Raw genomic sequence first — 20,980 nt, forward strand, 5'->3', positions numbered from 1 at the left:
ATGGCAGATGGACCGATATACAGCGCTTAAACAAAAAATCGAGGCAAAGACAGCCAGGATAGGCGTCATTGGACTGGGGTATGTGGGACTTCCTTTGGCCGTGGAGATAGCGCAAAGCGGCTTTACCGTGTTCGGCGTGGACCTGGACATCGGCAAAATCGAAACATTGCAGCGTGGGGAATCGTACATACGAGATGTGCCAAGCGAGTCCGTGGAACAGCTGGTGCGGGAAGGGAAGTTGATTCCAACGACAGACTACCGCGTCCTGAAGGAACTGGATGCCATCAGCATCTGCGTGCCCACTCCGCTGAGCGAGAATCAGGACCCGGATACGTCGTACATATCCCGTGTAGTCGACCAGATCAAGCATTACATTCAAAATGGTCCGCTCATCACCCTTGAGAGCACCACATATCCAGGCACCACAGAAGAGTTGATTCAGCGGGAGCTAGAGCGGATGGGGTATCAAGCGGGAAGCGACTTCTTCCTCTGCTTTTCGCCCGAGCGGGTCGATCCGGGGAATCATCGATTTTCCACGACCAATACGCCCAAGGTGATTGGCGGCACGACAGCGAAATGTCTGGAGCTGGGCGTCCAGCTGTACAGCCACTTTATCCGCCAGATCGTCCCGGTCTCTTCCACGAAGGTGGCGGAGATGTCGAAGCTGCTGGAAAATACGTTCCGCAGCATCAATATCGCGTTTATCAATGAAATGGCGCTGATGTGCGAACGAATGGACATCGATGTGTGGGAAGTGATCAAGGCTTCTTCCACCAAGCCGTTCGGATTCATGCCGTTTTATCCCGGTCCTGGCATCGGCGGACATTGCATACCGCTGGACCCGATGTACCTGTCCTGGAAGGCCAAGGGATACCGGTTTTTCAGTAAGTTCATTGATCTGGCCCAGTCGATTAACAACAGCATGCCAGACTACGTGGTCTACAAGACATCCGTGATTCTGAACATGTACGCCAAATCCATCCGCAACTCACGGGTCCTTCTGCTGGGGATGGCTTACAAGCCGGATATTGATGATTTGCGGGAATCGCCTTCGCTGCAAGTGTATGAATTGTTTAAAGAGGCAGGAGCGCTGGTCGATTACTATGACCCGTACGCCCAATCCTTTATCGATCAGAGCGGCAAGGAAGTCCACAGCGTCTCCTATGACGCAAAAGCATGGCGAAATTATGATTGCATGATCCTTTTGACAAATCACAAGGTGTTTCCGTACCGCGCATGGGCCGAATTGGGCGTAGCCATTCTCGATACGCGCAACGCATTTGACGGAATCCAAGTCCCGCATCTGTATAAATTGGGGAATTCCGTCAAAAACGCGAAAATTACAGAAGCATCGCTCGCGATCTAAATGAAAAAGTCTTCCCGGAACCGGCTGCTGCATGAGCAGATGGAAGAGGGAAGACTTTCTCTGTTTCATCTCGTGCGATTTATTCGGCGATGTATCGCTTCACGCCATAGAAGGGGTACAGCTTGTGCATAGTTGCCAATTTTTCAAATCGGACATCTTCTCCATTGGCGTGCGCGATCATGCCATCCCCCATGTAGATGGCGACGTGGGAGACGCGTCCTTTGCGCAGGGAATCGTAAAAAATAAGATCGCCGGGTGCGGCTTCCTCGAACGGGATGGCTTGTCCGCTCCGAAACTGATCTTCGGATGTGCGCGGCAGCGTGATGCCCAGCTGCTGGAATACATAAGAGGTGAAGCCGCTGCAGTCGAAGCCGTCAGGGGTGGTGCCGCCCAGGATGTACGGGGTTTTGAGCAGCGGACCGATGATCGCTTGCAGTCTCTCGGAGGAGAGGGATACCGGCGGCTGGCCGGCATTGGCGGTGGCGCTGATCTCTGCGAGATAGGCGCTGGCGATATAGGATTCTCCTTGGCCAAAAGCGACACGGGTCCATTCTGCTCCCGGTTCCAGAACGTCGACGACAGCTCCCAAAGGCAGCTTTCCGGCGATTTCCGCATCCAGAGACGGGGCCGTTCTGACATTGACGATATCGCCCGTGATCCGCGCTTTCACCCCGGTGCGAATGGGGGCGGGCTGTTCGCTTGAGAGAATATCGGCCGGTGGGAGTGTATCCGGACGTTCCGTTGCGACAGCTTGCGTAGCAGCGTATTGGGCTGGAGCCGCAATTTTAGGCAGTGTGAGTTTTTGGCCGATGGCGAGGCGATCTGTGGTGAGCTGATTGCTCTGCATCAGCTCTTGCACAGTCGTCTGGTGCTCACGCGCGATTTTCATCAGGGTATCACCTGCTTCCACCACGTATACAGGGGAGGAAGCATGCGCAGGAATCGGCATCAGTGCGCAAAAGGAGAGAACGGTGAGTATTCTTGTCGCAAGTTTCATGGAGATCATCTCCTTTCTACGTTTTTCCGCATTTGACTACATAAATTGTAGCGAAATTCGACTGGTAAATCTATGAAAACTTTTTCGATGAATTTGATAAAAAGTTCTTGTATTCTATTTAACGGCATGCTATATTACAAGAGTCGCCACGAGAGAGCGACGGTTGCGAATCAATATGGAGCTGTGGTGAAGTTGGAGTTCACGCCGGTCTGTCACACCGGAGGTCGCGGGTTCGAGTCCCGTCAGCTCCGCCAGTATTTCAATGAAGTGCGGCTCTCTCACCCGTACCGGGTTCAGAAGATCAACATGCCGGTGTAGCTCAATTGGTAGAGCACCTGACTTGTAATCAGGGGGTTGTGGGTTCAAGTCCTATCGCCGGCACCACGATAGGTTTCACGATTTTGCGGTCGTGGCGGAATTGGCAGACGCGCTAGATTCAGGTTCTAGTGGTGGCAACACCGTGGAGGTTCAAGTCCTCTCGACCGCATCGAACAGAAAGGGCATTTCAACATTGTTGAAATGCCCTTTTTCCTGTCTGTATCCGCTTGATTGTGTTTGCGCATGCTATTTGGTCGTATACTAGCGAAAATGCTGCAAAACCGTTCCTTTGCCGTCCGCTGCCTCTACATCCGCGTAAGTACCATTGATCAAAGTGATTTGCGGAGGTACATGGCCACAATCGATTCGAACAATGGTCAAACCAGCCGGCCAGCTTCATTTGCACGAGGGATCTCCGCAAATCGGTCGTGGACAGCTCGCAGTTTTCGAAATACCACAAGATCGGCTGATCCTCGATAAATTGCTTCTGAAATCGCCGCACGTCACCGTATGGGGTGCCTACGAGCAGTCTACAAAATTGACCCCGTGAGCCGTGGCGATACCTTTTTGCAGGGTAATCGCTAGTAAAAGCACGCTGGTATCGGAATAGCCGAGCACCCATTTGCTCGGCAGCTGATCGAAGTCGATATGCTTCAGAATCTCGATTGCCAATTCACCGCCCCAGGGCGGAAAGATCATGTCGATCTCGCCATCGCCCATCATGGCCTGAAACTCGGCAGCCCGAATTTTCGCTGCGGACGATTTTGGTTTGTTTTGTGTCCAGACTGTTTCTCCGAAGGTTACCGCATACCCTTTGCTCTCCATCCGCTCGCGTGAGAGCAATAGCAGGTGATGCAACTCCGCATCTACCCCTGATGAAGGAGACATGACGCCAATGGCGGCGCCCTGCCTTAAAATCGGATACCTGATCATCATGCCACCTCCTGATTTTTCATGATCGTACCGGATTCAGAGGTAATCATCAATCTTTTTTTCCATGTGAGCCTATCCACTTACAAAAAAATATTAACTTACATGTTTCTTGAGTGTGGAGTGGGCATGGGGTACAATATAGCAAAAGCGAACAGAAGGAGCAATTTCTCATGATCATTGAGATTTATCAAGACACGATCTGTCCTTGGTGCCGAATCGGCAAAAAGAAATTATTCGATGCGATTGAGCAGTGGGACGGGCAGCCGCTTACCATTCGCTATCGCGCCTATCAGCTTAACCCGGATACGCCGAAAGAAGGCCTGCCTTTCTGGGAATCGATGGCAGCGATGAAGGGCGGCATGGACGTGGTGGGGCAAATGGTGCAGCATGCGGCAAACGCAGGTGAGGCGGCTGGAGTGCCCTTTCGGTTTGACCAGGTAAAAAAGTGGCCCCATACATTTGCCTCTCATCAGCTCATCAAACTGGCTCCTGCGGATAAACAGACCTCGGTCCTCGATGCCGTGTACCGGGCCTATTTTGAGGATGGGCAAGACATCGGCCAACTCGATGTTTTGCTCAGAATCGCCGGTGAACATGGGATGGATCCGGACGAAACGCGCCGCCAAATCGAAGCCGGGGAAAAAGCGGATGAGATCGAGGAAGATTTGCGCTATGCAGCAGAACTGCAAATTACGGGTGTTCCCTTTTTTATCATCGACGGCAAATTTGCCTTATCCGGTGCCCATCCGGTAGAGAATTTTCTCAAAGCGTTTCAGCAGGCTGCCGAGACGCCCTGATGCATTTCCAAAACCGTCTGGTGACAGGCGGTTTCTTTATGGGACAAAACGATCCTCCCCAAAATTTACAGATTGAGTAAGTCGTTGCAGCTTGTTACAGTTGTCTATGAGACAGCTGGCAGTATGCACAGCCGGCTGACATTCCGATAAGAAAGGCGAGGACGAAGCTGTGAACAATCGATCTCGTTACTGGATCATCCCTGTCATATCCGCGTTCGCGCTTTCCGTCTGGCATGCTCCCTTTGCCCATGCCGCAGGTCTTGCAGAGCCCGCTGCTCCGCAACACCCAGCCCCGGGAGGTGTACAGACATCCCCAGGCGCACCGACGCAACCGGAGACCGGACCGGCGCCAGCCAACCTTCCTGCAAATCCAGCAGTGACGCAGCCAGCCGAAGGCGAAGCACCGGCACTCGTGCCAGCGTACGACAGGCACGAGCTGATTCAAAAACTGGGTGTCGACGAGGAACAGGTCCTGGGCATCTACTACACTTCCATGGAAGGCAGCACCGATAACCGGAAGCATAATATAGTAAAAGCCATGCGCAAAATTAACGGCGAAAAAATTAAGCCGGGCGAAATCTTTTCCTACAATGAAGAGGTAGGCAACTCCAACCTGGCCGAAGATAACTGGAAAGAAGCGCATGTAATCGTGAACGGCCAGTTGACGGCGGGATACGGGGGCGGCATCTGCCAGGTTTCCTCTACGCTCTTCAACGCAGTTCAAGAGGCGAAGCTCCCCATCGTGGAGCGGCATACGCACAGCAAGACGGTCGGCTATGTGCCCGTCGGACAGGACGCCACTGTGGCATATGGTTTGCTCGATTTTCGATTCTCCAACCCATTTGACCATACGCTGACCATCAAAGCCAAAGTTTTTGACGATACGAATGTCGTAATTGCGATCCTGAAAAAATAGACACTTTTCAAAAGACGTGTTACCAGGAAGAGCTGGTCACGTCTTTTTTTATAACCCGCATCCAGGACGAGGCCATTCCTTGGCAAAAGGGGCGACCGGCTCGTTTCGGACAGCGCTCTCCCGCACATACTGTCTGGTAAAGGAGGGATTGCCGTGTTCGTTACTGTGGAAAAGGAAGGCGAGGGAGCCGCCGTACGTGTGATGGGTGAGAAAATCAGGCATGATGGCAACGGGACCTATCCGCTGCCGGGGCGGTTAATCCAGGCGCTGAAGCCGGCAGATTTGCCGACCGGCCTGGTATTTACGCTGAGCGATACGCTGCCTTGTGGCGTCCGCTTTTTTCAGGAGGATCTCGTCGTGTTTTGGCGGGAAGGGAGCCCGCTTTCGTTTCAGATCGAAGTGATCTCCCGCTATGATCCCGCCACATGGGATGGGCTATTTCCGCTCGCCCAGACGCTGCTTCAGCGCTACCGGCTGTTGCAAACGGTGCGGGATGTCGATGTGGCCGAAGCCCGTCTGGATGAACAGACATATCGGCTGTCCTACCGTTTTCGCTGGCAGGCTCGCGAAGAGGAAGATTTGGAAGGCCTGCTGCTTTCCGTCTGGGAAGTGATCAGCAGGCTGGAGCAGATGGGGAATGCCCGTCTCTGGAAGGGAATTCAATCAGAATCTGGCAATGACTTGTATCCGTCTTGAAAGGATCAGTGGTATAGTAGAAGTGTCAATAATAGAAGAGCAGGGGGAGAGAAGGGAATGGAAACCATCCGCAATATTTTCTGTGTGGGACGCAATTACAGACTTCATGCCGAAGAATTGGGCAATGCCGTGCCTACTGTGCCGATGCTGTTCGGCAAGCCGACTCATTCGCTGACCCTGACGAATGGGCAGACGATCGAGCTTCCGGGCAACCGCGGCGAGGTGCATTACGAAGCGGAGCTCGTCATACATATCGCCAGACCGTTTTCCGAAGGAGCCAGCCTGGAGGAGATGATCGACAAAATCGCCCTGGGGATTGACTTTACCTTGCGCGATGTGCAGAGCGAGCTGAAAAAGAATAGCCACCCCTGGCTTTTGGCAAAAGGCTTTCGCCATTCGGCCGTGATCACGCCGTTTCAGCCATTTCCGGGATTGGCTGTGTGCGAGCAGACCGATTTTTCCCTGAACATCAATGGGGAGCAGGCACAGCGGGGAAATATTCGCAACATGATCTTTGACCTGATGACGATTATCCGCTACACGCATGAACATTTCGGACTCGGGGCGGGCGATATTATTTTTACCGGAACGCCTGAAGGCGTCGGCCCGACCAAAAATGGCGACCATTTTTCCCTGCTCTGGGGAGACCAGATTTGGGGAGAATTTACAGCGACGTTCTCTTAATACCGCTTGGAGAAAGCCATCTTCTGTCATGATCAGGCAGAAGATGGTTTTTTTGCGGGCGATCAGCCATTTTCTTTTTGGCCTAGGCCTTCTGAACCACAGGCCAAGTTTGGCGAAGAGTGAGCCCCTTTTTTTGGCTAGTGCCATTTTACCAAAAATCAGGTTGGTAAATTTTTCGGTCTTATCCTCCTGTTTCCTCCTGCGGTACCCTTTGCTTGTACCCGTTAGCGGGATCACAACATAACAAGGAGGAAAAGAGAGTGACGAAAAGAGATTGGGTGATGAAATCGACTATCGCCGTCATGCTGAGTACGTCCCTGTTAATGGGTGGTCAAGTTGGACAAGCGGCCGCTTATTCACAAGATTCCGTAAAGTCAGAAGAGATTGTCAAACTGACGAAATCACTGGTAGGAAAAGATTACAAATATGGGGCAGAAGGTCCGAAGAGCTTTGGCTCTGCCGGTCTCGCTACGTATGTGTATGGCCAAGCTGGCATCAAAATTCAGGATACCATTTCAGAATTGTACAGCAAAGGCACCAAGGTGAGCCGCACCGCGGTCAAACCGGGTGACCTCGTCTTCTTTTCTTCAAGCGGAAATGGGAAGCCGACCTTCATGGGAATCTACGTGGGGAACGATCAATTCATCTACTCTTCGCAAAGCAAAGGTGAAGTGGTCGTGAAAAAGTACTCCGCGTACAAGAATAAATTCCTCGGAGCGAGAAGCTACCTGTCTGCGGAGTCGGCCGCAAAACCGACCACGCCTGACTCCTCCAAGCCGGATCAAGACGCAAAGGCATCGGCGCTCGCCGACAAGGTCATCAAAATCGGGGAGAAGTATATGGGGACCCCGTACAAATTCGGTTCGAGCAAAAACACGACAAAAACCTTTGACTGCTCGTCCTTTACCCAGCGCGTCTTCAAAGAAGCAGGGATCGAGCTTCCGCGCGATTCCCGCCAGCAGTCTACGGTGGGAAAAACAGTCTCGCTGAAAAACCTGAAAAAAGGCGATCTGATCTTTATGAAAGCATCGGTCAAAACTTCTTCTGACCGGATCACGCATGTCGCCATCTACGCCGGAAATGGAAAAATCCTGCATACCTACGGCAAACCCGGCGTTACATACTCCAAGTTCTTTGATACCAACTGGGAGCGTCGTGTCGTAAAGGTAAAACGGGTCATTCCGGAATAAAATGGGTCCATCAGACTCTTAGGCATGCCGCCTGAGAGTCTGATTTTTTTGCCGTCGGCCCACTTTCTTGTTACGTATGACGGACAGCGAAAAAACTTTGTTACACCGAATTTATTGACAAATGGTGGTTGTGACGTGCATCGTGTCATCAGGAGGTGTTTGTCTTCGATGAATATCCGTTTCCTCTTCGTGTTCGCGATTATCCTCACGGCGACCTATCTCGTCGTCGGGACAGGGAAGCAGGATGGCAATACAGAGGGAATTGCCAAGCCGGACGTGCGCTATCAGGCTCCCGCTTTTCTCGGAACATCTCTGGATGGACAAGAGATCGCACTCTCGCAGCTCCAGGGCAAGCCGGTATTCCTCAATTTTTGGGCCAGCTGGTGCCCGCCGTGCAAGGCAGAGATGCCTGATCTGACGGCCTTGCATGAGCGCTACGGAGACGCTGTCTCTTTTCTGGGCATCCATACCACGTACAATGATTCTGAAGAGGCAGCGAGGGATTTTGTCTCTTTCTATCAGGTGAAATATCCGGTGCTGGTCGATCCGCAGGGCACGATCAGCAAGGAGTATCAGATTATCGCGATGCCTACGAGTTTTATTATCGACCCACGCGGCCAAATCCTGTTCAAAAAAATAGGTCCCCTCACCATAGAGGAGTTTGAACGAGTGGTCCGACCCATGCTGCAAAAGGAGAGTTTTTGATGCTGGAACCAGGGACGATGCTGGCATTTGGCCCGCTTCATTTTTCTGCCGATCTCCTGTCTGTTTTGTTAGCGCTCTTGCTATTTCCGCCATGGCTCAAACGCGTCGAGGCCGACAAGTCAGGGAGCTCCGCCTTTTTGCAGGCAGGGGGCAACTCAATCCTGCTCGCCCTCGTTCTGTACAAGCTGTGGCCGATCCTGGAGGGGGGATTTGAGGTGATACGGGAGCCGTCGCGCTGGCTCCTCTACAGTGGCGGTGCCTTTGGACTCGAAGCCGGAGCAGCCGGAGGAGCGTTGTTGTTCTTCGTGCAGGCTCTGCGCGGCAAATGGCTAAAGCCGGCGGTAGGGGAATGGCTGCTTGCGGCCGTCGCGTTTTGGGCTTTGGCACAGGCCTTGTTGATCAAAGGGTACGGAATCGAAACGGCTGGCTGGGGCTTGGAACTGCAAGGGGTCTATTACTTCCCGCTGCATCTGCTGGAGGCTGCCGTGCTCTTGGCGATGCTTCTGCTGCTTACGTTTCCTCGTTGGCGCGCATCCTTTTCCAAGAGGGAGAGAATCGGCATCCTTCTCATCGGTCTCGGATTTTGGACCATCATCCACATTACTCTCTCCGCGGCAGACCGAATCCCATCCGGGCTGCTGTCTTATCGTGAGGAGGCGGGGCTTGTGGCCGTATATCTGGGAGCCTGGCTTTTCCTCAGGAAACGGGAATAGGCCGTCTGTGGGCAGAATATCCATCAGTCTGAACAGGGAAAATGAGCAACGACAGAGAATCTTACTTTCTATACCTTGTTGGAAATAGGGGGAGTATGCATGCAGCTGCAATTGCCGGAACGCTATAATTTTGCCGCACAGGTGGATCGCTGGGCCGATCTTCATCCCCAGCGACGCGCTATCTGGGAAGTCAATGCAGAGGGAGAAGAAAGGGTACTCACCTACGAAGAACTGCGCCGTCACTCCAATCGTGTGGCCAACGGACTTGAGTCACTCGGCATTGGCGCCGGGGATCGCGTACTCGTGCTGGTGCCGCGCGGCGTAGAGGCTTATGCCATCTATCTGGGCTTGCTGAAAATCGGGGCAGTCGTCATGCCTGGATCAGAGATGCTGCGGAGCAAGGATATCGAGTACCGCGCCAACCATGCCCAAGCCAAAGCGATTATCGGTTTCGATGCCATCCGGGATGAAGTCGATCAGATACGGTCCGCGTCGCCTTCTCTGTCCCGGTTCATAACGATCGGACAGCTGGCGGACGGCTGGATATCGTTGTCTGAATTGTTGGACGATCAGTCGGACGACTACCGCTGTGCAGATACCAAGGCAGACGAATTGGCGTTTCTGTCCTACACGTCGGGGACGACCGGAGGACCCAAGGGGGTCATGCATGTGCACGGCTGGCCTTTTGCCCATCTGGCGGTAGCCGCCAAGCTCTGGCTCGATGTACAGGAAGGCGATCTGGTCTGGGCCACGGCGGGACCAGGCTGGGCAAAATGGATCTGGAGTCCGTTTGTCTCTACTCTAGGGATGGGAGCGACTGCCTTAGTTTATAAAGGCCGTTTTGATCCCGATACCTATCTAACGCTGCTGCAAAACTACCCGATCACCGTCCTGTGCGCGACTCCTACGGAATACCGTTTGATGGCCAAAGTGCCGGGTCTGGAAAAGTATGCGCTGCAAGCGCTGCGCAGCGCGTGTTCTGCAGGAGAACCGCTGAATCGGGAGGTCATCGACACATTCCGGCGCGTATACGGCCTGACCGTTCGGGATGGATACGGACAGACGGAAAATACGCTGCTCGTGGGCACCTTTGTAGGCATGGAGCCAAAGCCGGGATCGATGGGCAGGCCATCTCCTGTGGTGCGCGTCGCCATTATCGACGAGGAAGGGGCGGAACTGCCGCAGGGAGAAGTGGGCGACATCGCCATCGATCGGGACATGATCGCGCTGTTCCGCGGTTATCTGGATGATCCAGAGCGGACCGAGAGAGCGTTTCGCGGCAACTGGTACGTGACGGGCGACCAGGGGCGGATGGACGAAGAAGGGTACATCTGGTTTGAGGGCAGGGCGGACGACATTATTATCTCCGGTGGCTACACGATCGGACCCTTCGAGGTAGAGGATGCGCTGGTGAAGCATCCGGCCGTAGCCGAATGCGCGGCGGTGGCCAGTCCGGATCCGGAGCGGGGCCAGGTGGTCAAAGCCTTTGTCGTGCTGCAGCAAGGCATGCAGCCCTCTGAGGAGTTGGTGCGTGAACTGCAGGATCATGTCAAGCGGATGACGGCCCCTTACAAATATCCGCGCAAGGTAGAGTTCGTGGCGGAACTGCCCAAAACGACCTCCGGAAAAATCAGGCGCGTCGAGCTTCGCCAACAGGAAAAACAAAAATCCCATTCCTAGCCGCAGCGGCTCATGGAAAGCCCGGTCATTAGCCGGGCTTTTTTCATTTTATCTGGGGCTTTTTATCATCTGAAGCGAAAGATTACGAAGTTGTAAGCCGGCTGTAAGCGGATTCGATAGGAGCCTCCCTCGCTGCTGCTTATCATGGAGATAAGATGCGAGCAAAGGAGGAACCCGCGTGAATCCGAGAGCTGCTTACCCGAATCAAGCCGTCTGGAAAAAATGGCTGATCGCGATCTCGCTGACGATGATCATCTTTACTTATCTGCTCCCAGTTCTGATGGCGCAGGCTGGCAGCAGCTGGATCGACGAGTCTAAAATCAATACGCTGCGAAGCGAAAACAGCGCCTACATTCCCATCGAGCAGATGCCGCCGCACTTGTGGAAGGCTTTCGTGGCGATTGAAGACCACCGCTTTATGCAGCATGACGGTGTGGATCTTGCCGCGCTGGCCCGAGCGATTTGGATCGATATCAGGTCCGGCTCGTATCAGCAAGGAGGCAGTACGATCACTATGCAATTGGCCCGCAACCTGTTTTTGACCCATGACAAGACCATCATCCGCAAAGGAAAGGAGATGGCGATCGCGCTGGCGCTCGAGCGCAAATACAGCAAGCGCGAGCTGCTGGAGCTGTATCTCAATGCGATTTACTACGGGCATGGGCAATATGGCATCGGCCATGCGGCGCAGTATTATTTCGGCAAAGGCAACCCTGATGGCCTGCGGACGTTGACGGTGGGAGAATCCGCTCTCCTGGCCTCCCTCCCCAAAGCGCCGGAGTCCTATTCGCCGATCAAGCATTCGCAAAAGGCTCGGCAGAGGCAGGAGCTGGTGCTGGACAGAATGGCCCAACTCGAAATCCTGACGGATGCCGACCGGGAGCGGGCTTTGCGTGAGCCGATCCTGCTGCGCGGACAAAAAATGAACCCGAGCGGGAGCTAGGCTTTCGCCTCATGCCTGTACCCTTGTCCTTTCAAGTGGTTCGGTTGACAGCCTTGCTCAGCGCGTCTTCCAGGACGTGGGCATATTGCATCGTCGTCTCGATTTTGGAATGGCCGAGCTGCGCCTGCAGCTGATGAGCGTCCGGATTGAGGCGTAGAAACTGGGTGGCAAAGCTATGCCGCAGCTTGTGCACGGATAAATCGGGAATGCCAAACGCCTGCGCGTATTTTTTCACCAGCTTTTGCACGGAGCGCACTTCGATGCGATGCCCATGCGGCTTGGATGGAGAGACCGCGAGAAAGACAGCCTGTTCGGATTCCGCCGGCTGATAGCGGTGGCGGACCGCCAGATATCGCTGTAGATAAACTTTTCCCCAGTCGCTAAAAAACGGGGCGTCCTCTTTCTTTCCTTTCCGTATCATTTTTAATTGGTTTTTTTCCAAGACCACGTCGGACAAATCCAGATTGACGATTTCCGATACGCGAAAGCCGCCGGAGAGAATTAGGGCGATCAGCGCTGTGTCGCGATCCCGGTTCTGCTCATGGTAGCGGCGCTTTTTGACGGTATCGCAGTGAGCCAGATAGCCGTCGTAGACGAAGTCGACAAACTGGTGAATCTGCTCGTCGATCAGGATTTTCGCGCGGATGGCATGGGCTCTCGCCAGGGGAGTGGCTTCTTCCGTGTCCAGTTCGATTTTGGCCATCACATTGCGAGTCAGGTAAGATTCTCCCTGTTCATCCTCGGCGATGGCGGACAGGTAGGTGAACAGCGATTTTAGACTGGAGATCTTCCGCTGAATCGTCCGGTCGCTGTATTCCCGCCGCGCGCTGCGCGTCGGTTTTTGCAGGAGACCGGAACGTTCAAACAGATGAGATTCTTGCAGATAGAGGATGTAGCTCTCCACCGTCTCCTTTTTTAGCTCATTCAGTGTTTCCAGCGGAATCTCCTTCATCTCCCGCGCGCTGGTCAGGCCTTCTGCCATCAACCAGCGAAAGAAAAAAGAAAAGTCGCGCAAATACCCCAGCAAGGTCGAGGGGGAATTTTTTTTGCTCTTTTTATGCTCGACAAACTTTTCCACGTACCAGGGAAACGTGGGAACGAGCTGCAGCAGTTGGATGGAATCCCGTTTCTTGATCACAGACATCTGTGAAAACCCTCCTCTACGTACTCTTTCAATCCATGATAGAAGACGAACATATATTCTATCATACCTTCAAAGGAATTGGGAATATTTGTTCGTTTGCGTCGAGAGGTGATTTCGATGCGGGTCTTTCCTATCACTCTCTCCTTGCATAAACCATAGTAATCCTGCAAAAAGGGAGGAATGGTTATGTGGCTATGGACGGGACTTGCGTTCGCCGGTCTTGCCGTTGCGTACCTCTTGTATTGGTACCGGGAAAAGAGAGAGGATGAAAAATGGCACGATCATGTGCCCAATGAATTGATCGTCAAATTTAAGGAGGGTGTCGGTCCAGAGCAGATGGACAGCATCCACCGTCGAGCCAAATGCTGGTCGGCAGGCTGTGATGAGGAGCTGGGTATTCACAAGATTCGCTCCAAGCGAAAAATGAGGAAGATGCTGAATACCTACCGGGATTTGCCTGAAGTCGAATTCGCCGAACCGAACTATCTCTTTTCGTTTCGGCATCGGTTACGCCCAATGACCCCTTTTTCGCGTCTTATCAGTATGGACCACAGCGCATCCAGGCGCCGTCCGCATGGGATGTGACCCAGAGCAACCCCGCGGTCCGCAGCCGTGACCAATAACGGGATCGGGATCGCGGGGATGGCACCGCTGGCTTCCATCCTGCCGGTACGCGTATTGGATAACTCGGGGAGCGGTGATCTGGCCAATGTGGCGAGAGGCATCGTCTATGCAGCACAGCGGGGAGCCCAGGTCATCAATCTGAGTCTGGGAGCACCAGTCTCATCCTCTACGCTGGAATCAGCCATTCAGTACGCGTGGAGCCGGGGGGCGGTTATTGTGGCAGCCGCCGGAAACGAGGGAACTTCCCGGCTCAACTATCCGGCCGCCTACGCCAATGTCATTGCCGTCGCTTCGACGAATGAGCGGGACCAAAAGTCCGGCTTCTCCAACTACGGGCAGTGGGTGGAGGTGGCTGCTCCGGGCGAAAACATCTTGTCCACCTATCCGGGCGGATACTACGCGTATCTAAGCGGTACTTCAATGGCGGCTCCGCATGTGGCCGGCTTGGCGGGATTGCTCGCAGAAATGCCATCCTGTCCACGTCTGACCCGGTGGCAGGCACCGGCGTCTATTGGCTCTATGGACGGGTCAATGCATCCAGAGCCGTCCGATCGTAACCCGGAGAGGGAGGCCGCTTTCAATTCAGCGGTCTCTTTTTTTGCGTACCCGTATCGTCAACGTTCGTTCATTCTATATGATGATTGGGTTGTGCTTTGCACGGAACGAAGCCACCGGGATTGAATTCTCCTGACAAGAGAGAAGAAGATTGCTACAATGAACATTCAGGTTTTGTTTCTGTTTGGCTAGACAGAGAGGGAGAGGAGGGGGAAAAATGTCTACCTGGAACTTATCACGCACCAAACAGCATGTTTTTCTTTGCAATGGTGGAAGCTGCACGCGGGAAGGAGCGGAGGAGCTGACCAAAGCCATCCGCGCCGCGATCACGGATGCTGGGTTGGACGATCAGGTGCACACGACCAAAACGATGTGCAACGGACGCTGTGAGGATTCCTGCGTGGTGATCGTCTATCCCGAAGGCATTTGGTACCGAAAAATGACTCCCCAGCTGGCACGTGAATTTGTGTTAAAGCAGCTGGTTGGCGGAGAGCCATTGCCAGGCCATGTGTCCCATCAACGGGGGGAGAATGGTTTTGAAAGGGCGGGCGAAGCGCCAGAAGGAATCTTTAAATCGGAAAAAAAGAAATAACGCTTGATACAAGCGGAGAAGTTTGGCGCAGCCGGATCCGAAACAAAGGGACCGGCTGCGTTTATTTTATGTACAAAAGCAGGTGGCGGACAGGTCTATCTTTTCCAAAAAAAGGAGAGGGTAAATAGGGGAGGAGGCCGCTATGTTAACGCTTCCAAATATGTCTACGTCATATGGACGTTTTTTGAATAAAATGATATGATATTATCATAAAGGTTGTTATATAGGGGATATTCACCTTTTGTGTGTACATACCATAAAGACAGATGTGCTCGGTGAATGTATCTCGCCACATGCTGCTTACAGCGCAAAACACAGGAATCTGCTGAAATCACCATATCGGGAGGATGTACGATGGGAAGCAAAAAACTGCAGAGCTTTTTGGAAGAAAACCTGGCCGATCTGAAGAGCAAAGGTCTGTATAACGTAATTGATCCTCTGCAAAGCGCAAATGGACCGATCATCACGATCTCCGGCAAACAATTGATCAATCTCTCCTCCAATAACTACCTGGGTCTTGCCACCGACCAGCGGCTGATTGACGCTGCGGTGCAAGCCGCCCAGAAATACGGCGTCGGCGCGGGCGCGGTCCGCACGATCAACGGGACGCTGGAGCTTCATATCCAGCTCGAGGAAAAGCTGGCCGCCTTCAAGCAGACAGAAGCGGCGATTGCCTACCAGTCCGGCTTCAACTGCAATATGGCAGCGATCTCTGCTGTGATGGACAAGGACGACGCCATTCTCTCCGACGAGCTGAACCACGCTTCGATCATCGACGGCTGCCGCCTGTCCCGCGCCCAGATCATTCGCTACAACCACTCCGACATTGACGATCTCCGCGCCAAAGCAAAAGAGGCCGTCGAGTCCGGCAAGTACAAAAAAGTAATGGTGATTACGGACGGCGTCTTCTCGATGGATGGCGACATCGCCAAATTGCCGGAAATCGTCGAGGTGGCCGAAGAATTCGACCTGATCACCTACGTCGATGATGCCCATGGTTCCGGCGTCCTCGGCAAAGGGGCAGGCACCGTGAAGCATTTTGGCCTCTCGGATAAAATCGACTTCCAGATCGGCACCCTGTCCAAAGCGATCGGGGTAGTCGGCGGGTATGTGGCCGGCAGACAGAACCTGATTGATTGGCTGAAGGTACGCAGCAGACCGTTCCTGTTCTCGACGTCGCTCACGCCAGCGGACGTTGCTGCAAGCATGACGGCCATCGATATTCTGCAAAGCAGCACGGAGCTGCATGACCGTCTCTGGGAGAACGGCCATTACCTGAAAAAAGGCTTGAAGGAACTCGGCTTTGACATCGGAAACAGCGAGACGCCGATCACCCCTTGCGTCATCGGCGAGGAACAGAAGACGCAGGAGTTCAGCAAGCGCTTGTATGAAGCAGGCGTCTACGCCAAGTCCATCGTATTCCCGACCGTGCCAAGAGGGACCGGCCGCGTCCGCAATATGCCGACAGCCGCCCATACCAAAGACATGCTGGATGAAGCACTTCGCATCTATGAAAAAGTGGGCAAAGAAATGGGGATTCTTTCATGAAAAAAATCATCATTACCGGTGCACTGGGTCAGATCGGTTCCGAATTGACGGCGAAGCTGCGCGACGTATACGGCGCGCATAATGTGATCGCGACTGACATCAGAATGCCGAAAGACCATCCCACCGTACAGGCTGGACCCTTTGAACTCCTGGATGTAACCGATGCCAAAGCGATGTACGAGATCGCCAAAAAGCATCAGGTCGATACGTTCATGCATTTGGCGGCACTGCTCTCCGCGACGGCAGAAGCCAAACCGCTCCTGGCCTGGAACTTGAACATGGGCGGACTCGTGAATGCGCTCGAAGTCTCCCGCGAGCTGGGATGCCAGTTCTTCACGCCAAGCTCTATCGGGGCATTTGGTCCCAGCACGCCAAAAGATCAGACACCGCAGGACACCATCCAGCGTCCGACGACGATGTACGGCGTGAACAAAGTAGCGGGTGAGCTTCTGTGCGATTACTACTACCATAAATTCGGCGTCGATACGCGGGGAGTCCGCTTCCCTGGGCTGATTTCCTACGTCACCCCACCCGGCGGGGGCACGACCGACTATGCCGTCGAAATCTATTACAAAGCGATCCTGGACGGGACGTACACTTCGTACATCGCCAAAGGAACATACATGGATATGATGTACATGCCGGATGCTCTGCAAGCGATCATCAAATTGATGGAGGCAGACCCGTCCCGCTTGAAGCATCGCAATGCCTTCAATGTGACGGCCATGAGCATCGAGCCGGAGGATGTGGCACGGGCCATTCAAAAGCATATTCCCTCGTTTACGCTGCAATATGATGTCGATCCAGTTCGCCAGGCGATCGCCGAAAGCTGGCCGAACTCCATCGACCCGACGGCCGCCAAAGAAGAATGGGGCTTTGAAGCAGAGTATGACCTGGACAAAATGACGGCCGACATGCTTACGCAGCTCAAAGGGAAGCTGCTGCAAAAAATCAGCTGAGAGAAGCTGCAAAAAATCAGCTGAGAGAAGCGGAACAGTCGCCGCGGATAAAAAAACAAGCCTGCTTTGACCCAGGCTTGTTTTTTTTTAGGAACAATGGGATATAGCGCAACGCGGCTTCGCCCAGCACCATGCCGCTGGCGAAGCCGCGTTTTCACAGATCGCTACGAGGATGTTCCCCTCATTTTCCACTTATGGAGAGTCCACGCATTGGAAATGACATTCCACACATCCGGCAAGGGTTCTCCGACGTACCAAAAAGCAAATCCGGCGATCGGCTGATCCATGCTGGCGCGCAGCTTGGCTCCGATCGATCGGCTTTCTTCCAGCCAGAGCGAATGCGTGATCCCGTTTTTCGCATAGACCGCCTTGTATTGGGAAACGGCTGGATCCCATTTCAGTGTTGGCTTGGTTTGCGCAAGCAGCCGATACGATTCCAGGATGAGCAGGTCTCTGGACAGCAGCGTGCCATTTTCCCGGTACCAGTCGCGCGTATAGAGCGGAAGCCCGGTTATGAATTTTTGCGGCGGTACGAGAGACAGCAAATGATCGGACGCCTTCACGAGCCAGGGAACGGAAGAGACGGAACCGGCCGCAGGACCGCCGCTCCAGTGCTCCTCATACCCCATCAATACGATGTAGTCGGCGATTTTGCCCAACTGGACGTAATCGTAGGGAGCACTCCAATCGGACTGGGAATCCGGCGGAACATCGACCGATACTTTCAGGCCTTTTTTATGCAGCGCGGCCGTCAGCTCTTTGACAAAAAGCGTAAAGGAATAGCGGTCTTCCGGCTTGATATTCTCAAAATCGACGTTGACTCCATCCCATTGGTATTTGACGCTGAACTCTTCCAGTTGAGCGATGACGGCGGCCCGTTTGGCGGGAGATGTGAGCATCTCGTGCGTCGCTTTGGCGTCAAAGCGGTTGCCAAACAGCGCCCATACCTTTCTGCCGTTCTGATGCGCCCAGCGGACGATGGCCGCATCGGTGTGGTCCGAGACAGAGCCATCCGCCTGCAGGTAATACCAGCGCGGCGACAGCGTATTGACCGGCGAATCTTTGATCAAATCAATAAATTCCTGGGTGCTGGTCTGGTATTGCCAGCCGAGGATGATCGGCTGCTTGGCGGATGCGCCTTGTCCCGCCTTTGTCTTCAAGCGGCTGAGGATCACGGCTGTCTCTTCCCGGGACAGAGCGGCGTTTGGGCGAAAATACCCCTGATAACCGACCAGTATTTTTTGGCGGATGACCTCATGTACATACGGGCGCGCCCATCCGGCGACGTCACGGGCGTCATGCAGCGGCAGCGAGTGCGGCTGCGCAGGCTCGTCCTGCAAGGCCCTGATCAGCAGGGCGGCTGCCTCCTGACGCGAGATGGTGCGGTTTGGCGAAAATGTCGTGGCCGTTGTGCCGTTGGCGATGCCGAGCGAAACCGCGGCTTGTACAGGCCCGTATGCCCAAGAGCTTTTCGGCACATCGACATAGGCCGGATACTGACTCTTGACAGGCAAAAGTCCCCAGGTGCGGGTGAGCATGGCGACGAATTCCGCGCGGGTCACCGGCTGCTTGGGGTGATAATACCCGTCTGCATCGCCGAGGACGATCCCCGCCTGATAGAGCGATTGGATCTCAGCCCGGGCGTAGCTGTCCGCGATGTCTTTCAGCGATGCGGTCTTCGCGTCGGACGAGGAGACGCCGACCGTCAGGCACAAGAGGGACGAGGCCCACAAAAAGAAGGTAAGCATGATCGGGTGTTGTTTTTTCATGGTTCTTCACTTTCGTATGTATTTTCTGTCTGTGTTGCGGTTATGTCTCTTTTTAGTGTAAAGAATTGAAAAAGCTCTTTCATTCCTCATTTTCTGGAAATGACATGAAAATGGACCGCCAGCGCAGCCAGAAGCGCCCTCGGGACGGGCGGAGTGTCCGCGAATGGCCGCGGGTATGTTATCATGGGGGTACTGTGTGATAGAGAGATCCAATAGACAAACAGAGGATGGATGGGACCATGGAGCAAGTATTGATTATCGGAGCGGGGCCTTGTGGCCTTGCCGCCGCCGTAGAATTGAAGAGACGGGGAATCGACCCGCTGGTCATTGAAAAGGGGACATTGGTTCATTCAATTTACCGCTATCCCACGTACATGATTTTTCACAGTACGCCGGAGCGTTTGGAGATTGGCGACATTCCGTTTTCGACCCCGAATGAAAAGCCGACGCGCGCTGAGGCCTTGAACTATTACCGTCTGGTAGCTGCCCGCCACCAGCTCAGGATCCACCTGTATGAAGAAGTTTTTCACGTGGAGAGAGAAGCGGAGGGATTTCTCGTCAGGACGCGGGACCGGTTTCAAGCGGAACAGACATACCGATGCAGGTATCTCGTCCTCGCGACGGGCTACTTCGACAATCCCAATCGCTTGCATGTCCCGGGAGAAAATCTCAAGAAGGTTTCCGCGTTTTTCACGGAGGCGCATCCCTATGCGGGCATGAAGGTAGCCGTGATTGGCGGCAATAATTCGGCGGTAGACGCCGCGATGGAGCTGGAGCGGGCGGGGGCAGAGGTGACGGTGCTCTGCCGCAAGCCGACGCTCTCCGATCGGGTGAAAGCCTGGACCCGGCCGGTTTTTGAGAGCTTGGCGGAAAAGGGCAGAATACAGGTGCTTTACGCGGCGGAAGTGCAGGAGATCCGCGAGCGGGAGCTGGTCGTCCGCGTCGGAGGAGAGGTGCGGACCCTTGCCAATGATTTTGTCTTTTCCCTGATCGGCTTTCGGCCGGACCGGGCGATGCTCGCTGCACTGGGGGCACAGACCGATCCGCACAGCGGGGAACCGGTTCATGATCCGGACACCATGGAGACAAACGTGCCCGGACTCTACATCGCCGGCGTCATCGCTTCCGGGGAGCACGCCAATGCCATCTTTATCGAAAATGGACGGGACCACGGCAAGCTGATTGCCGAGCATATCGCCCAGTCCATGGGATCGGCAGAGTAAGCGGCGGCTCCGGGCTGCACGCTAAACGCTCACGGCTGCATTCGCTTACGGAAAGTGCCAAAGGATACGAAGCAAAAAAAGACAATGCCGCGCTCGACGGAGCGGGGAGCATTGTCTTTTTCTTTGGAGAGAACAGCTACATCTTCCACTCCAATTGGCGGCCGCCGATCAGGTGGTAATGGATGTGGAAAACGGCTTGTTGTCCGTGTACGCCCGTATTGGTGATCACGCGGAAGCCCGTCTCGTCTACGCCGACTTCTGCCGCTACCTTTTGCAGGGAGAGGTGGAGATGGCCGATCAATTCCTTGTCTTCGGGCTTGATGTCCAAGACAGAGGTGATGTGCTTTTTCGGGATGGTCAGGACGTGCACCGGTGCGATCGGGTTGATGTCGTGGAAGGCGACTACGTGCTCATCCTCGTATACCTTGTTTGCCGGCAGCTCGCCCTTTACGATTTTACAAAAAATGCAATCCATGTTCGTTTCCTTCCTTTCGTTTTGCTGAACCCAGAATACTTCGGCAGAGAAACATCTTTTTCCTTTTGCCCGCGTGGTTCTTCTTCGCCATTTGTGTGCGAAATGGAATTTCGCTGCTCCCTTTTTCCCGTTTTTCTGGTACTCTTTTAGAGA

Annotated in this window: 20 protein-coding genes, 3 tRNA genes and 1 pseudogene; 19 read left to right on the forward strand and 5 right to left on the reverse strand. The window is 54.0% G+C overall.

The window, feature by feature from the left end; all coding sequences use genetic code 11:
- Positions 1–7 precede the first annotated feature (7 nt).
- A complete protein-coding gene (locus JD108_RS11410) occupies positions 8–1,366 on the forward strand; it encodes a nucleotide sugar dehydrogenase (RefSeq protein WP_198829918.1) in 1,359 nt (452 codons plus the stop codon).
- A gap of 79 nt (positions 1,367–1,445) precedes the next feature.
- On the opposite strand, the gene JD108_RS11415 is transcribed toward JD108_RS11410, so the two are convergent.
- Positions 1,446–2,363 carry a C40 family peptidase gene (locus tag JD108_RS11415; protein WP_198829919.1) on the reverse strand — a complete coding sequence of 306 codons (918 nt, stop codon included), beginning with the start codon at positions 2,361–2,363 and terminating at the stop codon, positions 1,446–1,448.
- Positions 2,364–2,540: 177 nt separating this feature from the next.
- Between JD108_RS11415 and JD108_RS11420 the strand changes: the two genes are divergently transcribed.
- The 3 genes from JD108_RS11420 to JD108_RS11430 all read left to right on the forward strand — a co-directional run bounded on the left by JD108_RS11420 (position 2,541) and on the right by JD108_RS11430 (position 2,850).
- Positions 2,541–2,617: transfer RNA gene (locus JD108_RS11420), tRNA-Asp, on the forward strand.
- A gap of 54 nt (positions 2,618–2,671) precedes the next feature.
- Positions 2,672–2,747 (forward strand) — tRNA-Thr (locus tag JD108_RS11425).
- A gap of 19 nt (positions 2,748–2,766) precedes the next feature.
- Positions 2,767–2,850: transfer RNA gene (locus tag JD108_RS11430), tRNA-Leu, on the forward strand.
- Positions 2,851–2,942: 92 nt separating this feature from the next.
- Here the strand turns inward: JD108_RS11430 and JD108_RS11435 are convergent.
- Positions 2,943–3,614 (reverse strand): annotated as a pseudogene (locus tag JD108_RS11435) (LD-carboxypeptidase).
- A gap of 170 nt (positions 3,615–3,784) precedes the next feature.
- On the opposite strand from JD108_RS11435, the gene JD108_RS11440 reads away from it, so the two are divergent.
- From JD108_RS11440 to JD108_RS11480, 9 genes are all read left to right on the forward strand, one after another.
- A complete protein-coding gene (locus JD108_RS11440; protein WP_198829920.1) occupies positions 3,785–4,411 on the forward strand; it encodes a DsbA family oxidoreductase in 627 nt (208 codons plus the stop codon).
- A gap of 169 nt (positions 4,412–4,580) precedes the next feature.
- Positions 4,581–5,327, forward strand: a complete 747-nt coding sequence (locus tag JD108_RS11445; protein WP_228728388.1) for a VanW family protein — start codon at positions 4,581–4,583, stop codon at positions 5,325–5,327.
- A gap of 153 nt (positions 5,328–5,480) precedes the next feature.
- Positions 5,481–6,023 (forward strand): hypothetical protein, encoded by a 543-nt coding sequence (locus JD108_RS11450; protein ID WP_198829921.1) that lies wholly within the window; start codon positions 5,481–5,483, stop codon positions 6,021–6,023.
- Between the two features lie 57 nt (positions 6,024–6,080).
- Complete coding sequence (locus JD108_RS11455) at positions 6,081–6,707, forward strand: fumarylacetoacetate hydrolase family protein (protein WP_198829922.1); 627 nt, start codon at positions 6,081–6,083, stop codon at positions 6,705–6,707.
- A gap of 260 nt (positions 6,708–6,967) precedes the next feature.
- Positions 6,968–7,897, forward strand: a complete 930-nt coding sequence (locus JD108_RS11460; RefSeq protein ID WP_198829923.1) for a C40 family peptidase — start codon at positions 6,968–6,970, stop codon at positions 7,895–7,897.
- A 168-nt stretch (positions 7,898–8,065) separates the two neighbouring features.
- Positions 8,066–8,602, forward strand: a complete 537-nt coding sequence (locus JD108_RS11465) for a TlpA family protein disulfide reductase (protein WP_198829924.1) — start codon at positions 8,066–8,068, stop codon at positions 8,600–8,602.
- Positions 8,602–9,315 (forward strand): hypothetical protein, encoded by a 714-nt coding sequence (locus JD108_RS11470; RefSeq protein WP_198829925.1) that lies wholly within the window; start codon positions 8,602–8,604, stop codon positions 9,313–9,315. Before JD108_RS11465 ends, JD108_RS11470 begins: the two co-directional genes overlap by 1 nt.
- Positions 9,316–9,414: 99 nt before the next feature.
- The gene (locus JD108_RS11475) at positions 9,415–10,995 is read left to right on the forward strand and encodes an acetate--CoA ligase (protein ID WP_198829926.1); all 1,581 of its coding nucleotides are present in this window, start codon (positions 9,415–9,417) and stop codon (positions 10,993–10,995) included.
- A 178-nt stretch (positions 10,996–11,173) separates the two neighbouring features.
- Positions 11,174–11,938 (forward strand): transglycosylase domain-containing protein, encoded by a 765-nt coding sequence (locus JD108_RS11480; RefSeq protein ID WP_228728389.1) that lies wholly within the window; start codon positions 11,174–11,176, stop codon positions 11,936–11,938.
- A 31-nt stretch (positions 11,939–11,969) separates the two neighbouring features.
- On the opposite strand, the gene xerS is transcribed toward JD108_RS11480, so the two are convergent.
- Complete coding sequence (xerS, locus tag JD108_RS11485; protein WP_198829927.1) at positions 11,970–13,082, reverse strand: tyrosine recombinase XerS; 1,113 nt, start codon at positions 13,080–13,082, stop codon at positions 11,970–11,972.
- Between the two features lie 186 nt (positions 13,083–13,268).
- On the opposite strand from xerS, the gene JD108_RS22310 reads away from it, so the two are divergent.
- The 5 genes from JD108_RS22310 (at position 13,269) to JD108_RS11505 (ending at position 17,360) form a co-directional block, all read left to right on the forward strand.
- Positions 13,269–13,667, forward strand: a complete 399-nt coding sequence (locus JD108_RS22310; protein WP_228728118.1) for a S8 family serine peptidase — start codon at positions 13,269–13,271, stop codon at positions 13,665–13,667.
- A gap of 27 nt (positions 13,668–13,694) precedes the next feature.
- The gene (locus tag JD108_RS22315) at positions 13,695–14,387 is read left to right on the forward strand and encodes a S8 family serine peptidase (protein ID WP_228728119.1); all 693 of its coding nucleotides are present in this window, start codon (positions 13,695–13,697) and stop codon (positions 14,385–14,387) included.
- A gap of 91 nt (positions 14,388–14,478) precedes the next feature.
- On the forward strand, positions 14,479–14,853 hold the full coding sequence (locus tag JD108_RS11495) for a (2Fe-2S) ferredoxin domain-containing protein (protein WP_198826234.1): 375 nt from the start codon (positions 14,479–14,481) through the stop codon (positions 14,851–14,853).
- A gap of 354 nt (positions 14,854–15,207) precedes the next feature.
- Positions 15,208–16,401, forward strand: a complete 1,194-nt coding sequence (locus tag JD108_RS11500; protein WP_198826235.1) for a glycine C-acetyltransferase — start codon at positions 15,208–15,210, stop codon at positions 16,399–16,401.
- A complete protein-coding gene (locus JD108_RS11505) occupies positions 16,398–17,360 on the forward strand; it encodes an L-threonine 3-dehydrogenase (protein ID WP_198826236.1) in 963 nt (320 codons plus the stop codon). Before JD108_RS11500 ends, JD108_RS11505 begins: the two co-directional genes overlap by 4 nt.
- Before the next feature lie 164 nt (positions 17,361–17,524).
- Here the strand turns inward: JD108_RS11505 and JD108_RS11510 are convergent, their stop codons facing one another.
- A complete protein-coding gene (locus tag JD108_RS11510) occupies positions 17,525–19,129 on the reverse strand; it encodes an S-layer homology domain-containing protein (RefSeq protein ID WP_198826237.1) in 1,605 nt (534 codons plus the stop codon).
- Positions 19,130–19,368: 239 nt separating this feature from the next.
- Here JD108_RS11510 and JD108_RS11515 point away from each other — a divergent pair, with 239 nt between their 5' ends.
- Positions 19,369–20,352 (forward strand): YpdA family putative bacillithiol disulfide reductase, encoded by a 984-nt coding sequence (locus tag JD108_RS11515; protein ID WP_198826238.1) that lies wholly within the window; start codon positions 19,369–19,371, stop codon positions 20,350–20,352.
- Positions 20,353–20,488: 136 nt separating this feature from the next.
- On the opposite strand, the gene JD108_RS11520 is transcribed toward JD108_RS11515, so the two are convergent.
- Positions 20,489–20,827 (reverse strand): histidine triad nucleotide-binding protein, encoded by a 339-nt coding sequence (locus tag JD108_RS11520; protein WP_198826239.1) that lies wholly within the window; start codon positions 20,825–20,827, stop codon positions 20,489–20,491.
- Between the last annotated feature and the right edge of the window lie 153 nt (positions 20,828–20,980).

This window comes from Brevibacillus composti (genome assembly GCF_016406105.1).
In the GTDB taxonomy this organism is placed as follows: Bacteria; Bacillota; Bacilli; order Brevibacillales; family Brevibacillaceae; genus Brevibacillus; species Brevibacillus composti.